Origin of the sequence: Pseudomonas sp. HMSC065H01, from assembly GCF_001815235.1 — a bacterium.
Classification (GTDB): domain Bacteria; phylum Pseudomonadota; class Gammaproteobacteria; order Pseudomonadales; family Pseudomonadaceae; genus Pseudomonas; species Pseudomonas aeruginosa.
Genome location: NZ_KV819939.1, coordinates 1 through 428 on the forward strand (window position 1 = coordinate 1; position 428 = coordinate 428).

At 62.9% G+C, this 428-nt stretch carries 1 pseudogene; it reads left to right on the forward strand.

Features of this window, described 5'->3' with window-relative positions:
- A pseudogene (gene istB / locus HMPREF3014_RS32165) lies at window positions 1-428 on the forward strand (IS21-like element ISPst3 family helper ATPase IstB); the annotation flags it as partial.

Here is a 428-nt window from a genome sequence, read left to right on the forward strand (position 1 = left end):
ATGAACATGGCCAAGCTGCCGATGCACCGCGATCTGGCCAGCTTCGACTTCAGCGCCTCTAGCGCCGACGCACGCCTGATCAGCGAGCTGGCCAGCCTGGCCTTTACCGACACCGCGCAGAACGTGGTGCTGATCGGTGGGCCAGGCACCGGTAAAACCCACCTAGCCACCGCGCTGGCCGTGTCCGGCATCACCCGGCATGGCAAGCGCGTGCGCTTCTACTCCACGGTCGATCTGGTCAATCTGCTGGAGCGCGAAAAACACGACGGCAAAGCCGGGCGGATCGCCCAGGCACTGCTGCGCATGGATCTGGTCATCCTCGACGAACTGGGTTATCTGCCGTTCAGCCAGGCTGGCGGTGCGTTGCTGTTTCACCTGCTGTCCAAGCTGTACGAACACACCAGCGTGGTGATCACCACCAACCTGAG